Raw genomic sequence first — 8,903 nt, forward strand, 5'->3', positions numbered from 1 at the left:
GATCTCCGAGCTGCAGAGACCGTCCGTTATCGACGATGATGATGTGCATTTCTTCCGGACCGTCGGCGTCTTCTTGTCGGCGAGGGCCGGTTATGCCCGACATGTAGACGGTCAGCTTTTGACCGGTCGCGGAACGGGGCAGCAGCGTAGCCATCACTTCGAGATCCGTCCAGGACGGAATGATGCGCTCCATGCCCATCAGCGTAATTTGCGTTTTGGGCACCGTCGTCACCATGCGCGCGTTGCCTTCATTCTCGAACAGCACCATCGAGCCGGTCTCCGCGATCGCGAAATTGCAGCCGGTCATGCCGATATCCGCTTCAAGGAACTTCTCGCGAAGCTTCTTGCGCACGAAGCCGGCCAAAATTTGCGTATCCGGAGCAAGCGTCTCGCCCGCTTCCTTGGACAGCAGGTCGGCGATCTGGTAACGGTTCTTATGAATGGCCGGAATGATAATGTGCGACGGCGTCTCGCCCGCCAGCTGTATAATGTACTCTCCGAGGTCAGTCTCGATCGCTTCCACGCCGATCTCCTCAAGCGCATGATTGAGATGCAGCTCCTCGGTAACCATCGATTTTGATTTTACGACCGTTTTGCCCTCTTTGCGCTTCGCTATTTCGAGTGCGATGGCGACAGCTTCCGCAGACGTATCGGCAAAATGAACGTGAACGCCGTTCGCCCGCGCGTTATCGGCAAAAAGATTCAAATAATAGTCGAGGTGGGCAATCGTATGAAGCCGAATTTGACGTCCGCGCTCCCGCCATTCGTCCCAGTTGCCGTGCTCCTCGCTGGCGTTCTTTTTCCCGTTGCGCAATCTTTCCGTCGTGAATTTGACCGCCTTGCGCAAAAATTCGTCGTTCAGCGCCAGCTCCGACCGTTCCTTGACCGTTCCCGGCACGGTTCCCGTTCCGCTCATGCTCGCGACACCCCTTCCTCCAGCAGCTCGGCGAGATGCATGACCCGCACCGGCGCGTTGCGGTAACGCAAATTGCCCGCGATGTTCATTAGGCACGCCATATCGAGACCGACGAGCACCTCCGCCTCCGTCTCCAGCACATGATCGCCTTTTTCCGTTACCATCGCCCCGGAAATATCGGCCATCTTGACTGCGAACGTGCCGCCGAATCCGCAGCAATCCTCGGCAAAAGGCAGCGGAACGAGCTCAAGGCCGCGCACGCTTCCCATCAATTGCATCGGTTCGTCCTTCACTCCCAGCAGTCGGCTGCCGTGGCAGGACGGGTGGTACGTTACTTTATGCGGAAAAACGGCGCCAACGTCGGTTAAGCCGAGAACTTGCACGAGAAATTGAGTAAACTCGAACGATTTGCGTTGAAGCGCTTCCGCTTTGGGCAGCCACACCGGATCGTTCTCGAACAGCTTCGGATAGTGGTGAATCATCCCCGTGCACGATCCCGACGGCGAAATGACAAAATCGCTGTCCTCAAACGCTTCCAAAATCGTGCGGGCAGTCGCGCGAGCTTCTTCCCAATACCCGCTGTTGAAAGCGGGCTGGCCGCAGCAGGTCTGTACGGTCGGGAATTCCAGACGAATACCGTGCCGGGCTAACAGCCGCACCATCGACTCTCCCACTCTAGGGTAAATCGCGTCGCTTAAGCAAGTAATAAACAGCGAAACTTTCATCGGTTCGCTCTCCTTCTCATGGCTTCGACAATCTCGGACGGCGACTCAATTGATGTAACAAGTTTTCTCACACAGCTAATTATCAGGTTGTCAGACAAATTTGGCAAGAAAAATTCCACTTCCGTGTCCATCTCCCCGCGTCCCGCTGGGAAAGTATTATTACTGCAAAAGGTACAGCTAATCGAACTGCGGAGTTTCGCCATATAGATCCAACTGCAGAAAGTACAGTTAGTTTTAGTCAATTCCGGGCTTGACGCCAAAATCGACCCAAATAACTGTACCTTTTGCAGGTAACATCTAAAATTGCCGACTTTTCAAGAAAATAAATGTATGTTTTACAGTTGACCCTTGGGCTCGGCGCATTGAGACGCCCCGTTGGGCGATGGGCTCGACTTGAGAGCCGGGCTCGGCGCGCTCAATTACGGAACGATGCTCGCTCAGACGACCGTAACGGGCAAGCCCCGTTCCGTCAGTCGAGCCAGCGCCGCGTCCGGGAGCCGCTTATCGGTGATGATCGCGTCGATATCGCCGATCTCGGCGACGTGCGTGAACGCCTGAACGCCGAATTTGCTCGAATCGGCGAGGAGCACGACTTCGTCGGCCATGCCGATCATCCGATGCTTGATCCGCGCCTGCAGCTCGTTCGACTCGCTGACGCCCCGATCCAGATGGACGCCCTTGCAGGAGAAGAACAGCTTGTCGACGTGGTATGCATCCAGCGACCTCTCCGCGAGCGGGCCGACGAAAGAGAGCGAGCGCTGGGCGAGAATGCCTCCTGTCGAGATGACCTCGATTTTTTCCTTGGAGGCAAGCTCCGTCGCCACCTTGATCGAGTTCGTCAGCACCGTCAGCGGAATGTCGGGAACGATGCGAGCCATGTACCAGGCGGTCGTACTCGCATCGAGCAAAATCCGATCCTTCGGCCGGATCCGCTTGACCGCTTCCTCGGCGATCCGCTGCTTCTCTTCGGCGTAAGCGATTTCCCGCTGCGCGTAAGGGATTTCGGACTGAAGCTGCTGGTCCTTCACGCTGACCGCTCCGCCGTGGGACCTGCGAAGCCGTCCGTCCGCTTCGAGCCGGTCCAAATCCCGGCGGATCGTCTCCTCCGTCACGTCGCACAGCTCGCTTAGCTCCGACACCCGGATGCTGCCCCGTTCGTTCACGAGCCGAACTATTTTCTCGTACCGTTCCGCAACCAGCATAGCCGTCCTCTTTTCCGATCGTCCGATTTATTGGTTAAAAAGCCGCTTCGAGCCTAGTCGCCCGCAAAAAACGTCCGTAAGCGTCTTCCCACATTTCCGAAGCTTCGGGCTCATAGACCGTCACCGGGAACGAATCGCGAATCGTTCGGCGCGCTTCCCAAATGTCGGAAAACTCCCCTTGTGCGATCCATTGCACGATCAGATTGCCGATCGCGCTTCCTTCGTCCGGCCCTGCCCATACGGGCTTCCCGATCGCGTTCGCCGTCCACCGGCAAAGCAGCGTATTGTGAATGCCGCCGCCTACCATGTGCAGTCCGTCGAAACGCTGTCCCGACAACGTCTCGGTCAAGCCGAGCGCATAACGGTATTTTAACGCAAGACTTTCCAAAATGCACCGCACGATCGCACCCGGACCGTCCGGCGCCCGCTGTCCGGTTCTGTCGCAATACTGCCGGATTCGCGAAGGCATGTCGCCCGGAGGCAGGAACAGGTCGTCGTCGGGATCGATGAACGCCGCGAACGGAGCCGCTTCTCCCGCCATCTTCACAAGCTCGGGGAACGAGTACAACAGTCCCGCGCGCTCCCATTCCCGCCGGCATTCGTTCAAAATCCACAGTCCCATGATGTTCTTGAGCAGTCGGTAAGTGCCGTACGCGCCGCCTTCGTTCGTGAAGTTGAACCGCTGCGTCCGTTCGTCGATGACGGGACTATCGACTTCCGTTCCGATCAAAGACCACGTGCCGCAGCTGAGATACGCGAACGATCGGTTAAGCGCGGGAACCGCGGCTACCGCGGATCCCGTATCGTGCTCGGCGACAGCCAATACCGGGATAGCGTCAACTCCCAGCTCCTCCATGACGGAGGCGCTCAGCGTTCCGACCACCGAGCCTGGCTGTGCGACATGGCCGAACCATGAAGGCTTCGCCCCAATACGGCGAATAAGCTCTGCATCCCAGCCTCCCGCGGCCCGGTTGCCCTTGTCCCAACCGCCCGCTGCCCCATTGTCCTTATGCCGACCGCCCGATATCGGGTTGTACAGCTGCGTCGTCGTCGCGTTCGTGAACTCGTTGTGCTTCTCGCCCGTCAAGAAATACCGCAGCAGGTCGGGGATCATCAAAAAATGCTCGGCCTGCTCAAGAATGGGGTTGCCTGCCTTGGCCATCGCATACAGCTGGAAAATCGAATTAAACTGCAAAAACTGAATGCCTGTTCGCCCGAACACTTCGGATGCCGGAATTTCCGCGAACAGCTTATTCATCACGCCGTCGGTGTGAGCGTCCCGGTAATGATACGGATTGCCCAGAAGCTCGCCGCCCCGGCCCAAAAAACCGAAATCGACGGCCCAGCTATCGATCGCCAGGCTGCGAAGCTTCTCGCCCTTATGCTTCGCTTTGAGCAGCCCTTGCTTAAGCTCGTGCAGCAGCCTTAGGATGTCCCAGTGCAGACGGCCCGCCGCCCGCACGGGATCGTTGGAAAACCGGTGCAGCTCTTCCGTCGCGATCCGGTTGTCCGTCAATCGGCCGAGCATCGCCCTGCCGCTGCTTGCGCCCAAATCGTAAGCGAGAATAGTCGTCATCGGCTGGCCTCCCTCCGTCTACGAGCTTACGCGCTGCTGCGCTTCAGCAGCGCATAAGCTCGTATTTTTTAACCTCGGCCAGCCGATGACGACTATTCTCGCTTACGATTTGGGCGCAAGCAGCGCAGGCGATGCTCGGCCGATTGACGGACAACCGGATCGCGACGGAAGAGCTGCACCGGTTTTCCAACGATCCGTGCGGGCGGCGGGCCGTCTGCACTGGGACATCCTAAGGCTGCTGCACGAGCTTAAGCAAGGGCTGCTCAAAGCGAAGCATAAGGGCGAGAAGCTTCGCAGCCTGGCGATCGATAGCTGGGCCGTCGATTTCGGTTTTTTGGGCCGGGGCGGCGAGCTTCTGGGCAATCCGTATCATTACCGGGACGCTCACACCGACGGCGTGATGAATAAGCTGTTCGCGGAAATTCCGGCATCCGAAGTGTTCGGGCGAACAGGCATTCAGTTTTTGCAGTTTAATTCGATTTTCCAGCTGTATGCGATGGCCAAGGCAGGCAACCCCATTCTTGAGCAGGCCGAGCATTTTTTGATGATCCCCGACCTGCTGCGGTATTTCTTGACGGGCGAGAAGCACAACGAGTTCACGAACGCGACGACGACGCAGCTGTACAACCCGATATCGGGCGGTCGGCATAAGGACAATGGGGCAGCGGGCGGTTGGGACAAGGGCAACCGGGCCGCGGGAGGCTGGGATGCAGAGCTTATTCGCCGTATTGGGGCGAAGCCTTCATGGTTCGGCCATGTCGCACAGCCAGGCTCGGTGGTCGGAACGCTGAGCGCCTCCGTCATGGAGGAGCTGGGAGTTGACGCTATCCCGGTATTGGCTGTCGCCGAGCACGATACGGGATCCGCGGTAGCCGCGGTTCCCGCGCTTAACCGATCGTTCGCGTATCTCAGCTGCGGCACGTGGTCTTTGATCGGAACGGAAGTCGATAGTCCCGTCATCGACGAACGGACGCAGCGGTTCAACTTCACGAACGAAGGCGGCGCGTACGGCACTTACCGACTGCTCAAGAACATCATGGGACTGTGGATTTTGAACGAATGCCGGCGGGAATGGGAGCGCGCGGGACTGTTGTACTCGTTCCCCGAGCTTGTGAAGATGGCGGGAGAAGCGGCTCCGTTCGCGGCGTTCATCGATCCCGACGACGACCTGTTCCTGCCTCCGGGCGACATGCCTTCGCGAATCCGGCAGTATTGCGACAGAACCGGACAGCGGGCGCCGGACGGTCCGGGTGCGATCGTGCGGTGCATTTTGGAAAGTCTTGCGTTAAAATACCGTTATGCGCTCGGCTTGACCGAGACGTTGTCGGGACAGCGTTTCGACGGACTGCACATGGTAGGCGGCGGCATTCACAATACGCTGCTTTGCCGGTGGACGGCGAACGCGATCGGGAAGCCCGTATGGGCAGGGCCGGACGAAGGAAGCGCGATCGGCAATCTGATCGTGCAATGGATCGCACAAGGGGAGTTTTCGACATTTGGGAAGCGCGCCGAACGATTCGCGATTCGTTCCCGGTGACGGTCTATGAGCCCGAAGCTTCGGAAATGTGGGAAGACGCTTACGGACGTTTTTTGCGGGCGACTAGGCTCGAAGCGGCTTTTTAACCAATAAATCGGACGATCGGAAAAGAGGACGGCTATGCTGGTTGCGGAACGGTACGAGAAAATAGTTCGGCTCGTGAACGAACGGGCAGCATCCGGGTGTCGGAGCTAAGCGAGCTGTGCGACGTGACGGAGGAGACGATCCGCCGGGATTTGGACCGGCTCGAAGCGGACGGACGGCTTCGCAGGTCCCACGGCGGAGCGGTCAGCGTGAAGGACCAGCAGCTTCAGTCCGAAATCCCTTACGCGCAGCGGGAAATCGCTTACGCCGAAGAGAAGCAGCGGATCGCCGAGGAAGCGGTCAAGCGGATCCGGCCGAAGGATCGGATTTTGCTCGATGCGAGTACGACCGCCTGGTACATGGCTCGCATCGTTCCCGACATTCCGCTGACGGTGCTGACGAACTCGATCAAGGTGGCGACGGAGCTTGCCTCCAAGGAAAAAATCGAGGTCATCTCGACAGGAGGCATTCTCGCCCAGCGCTCGCTCTCTTTCGTCGGCCCGCTCGCGGAGAGGTCGCTGGATGCATACCACGTCGACAAGCTGTTCTTCTCCTGCAAGGGCGTCCATCTGGATCGGGGCGTCAGCGAGTCGAACGAGCTGCAGGCGCGGATCAAGCATCGGATGATCGGCATGGCCGACGAAGTCGTGCTCCTCGCCGATTCGAGCAAATTCGGCGTTCAGGCGTTCACGCACGTCGCCGAGATCGGCGATATCGACGCGATCATCACCGATAAGCGGCTCCCGGACGCGGCGCTGGCTCGACTGACGGAACGGGGCTTGCCCGTTACGGTCGTCTGAGCGAGCATCGTTCCGTAATTGAGCGCGCCGAGCCCGGCTCTCAAGTCGAGCCCATCGCCCAACGGGGCGTCTCAATGCGCCGAGCCCAAGGGTCAACTGTAAAACATACATTTATTTTCTTGAAAAGTCGGCAATTTTAGATGTTACCTGCAAAAGGTACAGTTATTTGGGTCGATTTTGGCGTCAAGCCCGGAATTGACTAAAACTAACTGTACTTTCTGCAGTTGGATCTATATGGCGAAACTCCGCAGTTCGATTAGCTGTACCTTTGCAGTAATAATACTTTCCCAGCGGGACGCGGGGAGATGGACACGGAAGTGGAATTTTTCTTGCCAAATTTGTCTGACAACCTGATAATTAGCTGTGTGAGAAAACTTGTTACATCAATTGAGTCGCCGTCCGAGATTGTCGAAGCCATGAGAAGGAGAGCGAACCGATGAAAGTTTCGCTGTTTATTACTTGCTTAAGCGACGCGATTTACCCTAGAGTGGGAGAGTCGATGGTGCGGCTGTTAGCCCGGCACGGTATTCGTCTGGAATTCCCGACCGTACAGACCTGCTGCGGCCAGCCCGCTTTCAACAGCGGGTATTGGGAAGAAGCTCGCGCGACTGCCCGCACGATTTTGGAAGCGTTTGAGGACAGCGATTTTGTCATTTCGCCGTCGGGATCGTGCACGGGGATGATTCACCACTATCCGAAGCTGTTCGAGAACGATCCGGTGTGGCTGCCCAAAGCGGAAGCGCTTCAACGCAAATCGTTCGAGTTTACTCAATTTCTCGTGCAAGTTCTCGGCTTAACCGACGTTGGCGCCGTTTTTCCGCATAAAGTAACGTACCACCCGTCCTGCCACGGCAGCCGACTGCTGGGAGTGAAGGACGAACCGATGCAATTGATGGGAAGCGTGCGCGGCCTTGAGCTCGTTCCGCTGCCTTTTGCCGAGGATTGCTGCGGATTCGGCGGCACGTTCGCAGTCAAGATGGCCGATATTTCCGGGGCGATGGTAACGGAAAAAGGCGATCATGTGCTGGAGACGGAGGCGGAGGTGCTCGTCGGTCTCGATATGGCGTGCCTAATGAACATCGCGGGCAATTTGCGTTACCGCAACGCGCCGGTGCGGGTCATGCATCTCGCCGAGCTGCTGGAGGAAGGGGTGTCGCGAGCATGAGCGGAACGGGAACCGTGCCGGGAACGGTCAAGGAACGGTCGGAGCTGGCGCTGAACGACGAATTTTTGCGCAAGGCGGTCAAATTCACGACGGAAAGATTGCGCAACGGGAAAAAGAACGCCAGCGAGGAGCACGGCAACTGGGACGAATGGCGGGAGCGCGGACGTCAAATTCGGCTTCATACGATTGCCCACCTCGACTATTATTTGAATCTTTTTGCCGATAACGCGCGGGCGAACGGCGTTCACGTTCATTTTGCCGATACGTCTGCGGAAGCTGTCGCCATCGCACTCGAAATAGCGAAGCGCAAAGAGGGCAAAACGGTCGTAAAATCAAAATCGATGGTTACCGAGGAGCTGCATCTCAATCATGCGCTTGAGGAGATCGGCGTGGAAGCGATCGAGACTGACCTCGGAGAGTACATTATACAGCTGGCGGGCGAGACGCCGTCGCACATTATCATTCCGGCCATTCATAAGAACCGTTACCAGATCGCCGACCTGCTGTCCAAGGAAGCGGGCGAGACGCTTGCTCCGGATACGCAAATTTTGGCCGGCTTCGTGCGCAAGAAGCTTCGCGAGAAGTTCCTTGAAGCGGATATCGGCATGACCGGCTGCAATTTCGCGATCGCGGAGACCGGCTCGATGGTGCTGTTCGAGAATGAAGGCAACGCGCGCATGGTGACGACGGTGCCCAAAACGCAAATTACGCTGATGGGCATGGAGCGCATCATTCCGTCCTGGACGGATCTCGAAGTGATGGCTACGCTGCTGCCCCGTTCCGCGACCGGTCAAAAGCTGACCGTCTACATGTCGGGCATAACCGGCCCTCGCCGACAAGAAGACGCCGACGGTCCGGAAGAAATGCACATCATCATCGTCGATAACGGACGGTCTCT

General features: G+C 57.8%; 6 protein-coding genes and 2 pseudogenes. 4 read left to right on the top strand and 4 right to left on the bottom strand.

The window, feature by feature from the left end; all coding sequences use genetic code 11:
• The 4 genes from D3H35_RS03335 to D3H35_RS03350 all read right to left on the bottom strand — a co-directional run.
• Positions 1-916: LUD domain-containing protein (locus D3H35_RS03335; RefSeq protein WP_147355730.1), on the bottom strand; the 916-nt coding region annotated here is incomplete at its 3' end.
• Complete coding sequence (locus D3H35_RS03340; protein WP_119147767.1) at positions 913-1,641, bottom strand: (Fe-S)-binding protein; 729 nt, start codon at positions 1,639-1,641, stop codon at positions 913-915. The genes D3H35_RS03340 and D3H35_RS03335, both read right to left, overlap by 4 nt.
• Positions 1,642-2,078: 437 nt before the next feature.
• Positions 2,079-2,843, bottom strand: a complete 765-nt coding sequence (locus tag D3H35_RS03345; RefSeq protein ID WP_119147768.1) for a DeoR/GlpR family DNA-binding transcription regulator — start codon at positions 2,841-2,843, stop codon at positions 2,079-2,081.
• Positions 2,844-2,877: 34 nt separating this feature from the next.
• Positions 2,878-4,419 (bottom strand): rhamnulokinase, encoded by a 1,542-nt coding sequence (locus D3H35_RS03350; RefSeq protein WP_119147769.1) that lies wholly within the window; start codon positions 4,417-4,419, stop codon positions 2,878-2,880.
• 85 nt (positions 4,420-4,504) lie between these two features.
• Between D3H35_RS03350 and D3H35_RS03355 the strand changes: the two are divergent.
• From D3H35_RS03355 to D3H35_RS03370, 4 genes and pseudogenes are all read left to right on the top strand, one after another.
• A pseudogene (locus tag D3H35_RS03355) lies at positions 4,505-6,042 on the top strand (rhamnulokinase).
• Between the two features lie 34 nt (positions 6,043-6,076).
• Positions 6,077-6,840 (top strand): annotated as a pseudogene (locus tag D3H35_RS03360) (DeoR/GlpR family DNA-binding transcription regulator).
• 436 nt (positions 6,841-7,276) lie between these two features.
• The gene (locus tag D3H35_RS03365; protein WP_119147767.1) at positions 7,277-8,005 is read left to right on the top strand and encodes a (Fe-S)-binding protein; all 729 of its coding nucleotides are present in this window, start codon (positions 7,277-7,279) and stop codon (positions 8,003-8,005) included.
• Positions 8,002-8,903, top strand: a 902-nt coding sequence (locus D3H35_RS03370; RefSeq protein WP_147355731.1) for an LUD domain-containing protein, incomplete at its 3' end; no start/stop codon positions are given. The genes D3H35_RS03365 and D3H35_RS03370, both read left to right, overlap by 4 nt.

It is taken from the genome of Cohnella faecalis (assembly GCF_003570905.1).
Lineage (GTDB): Bacteria > Bacillota > Bacilli > Paenibacillales > Paenibacillaceae > Cohnella > Cohnella faecalis.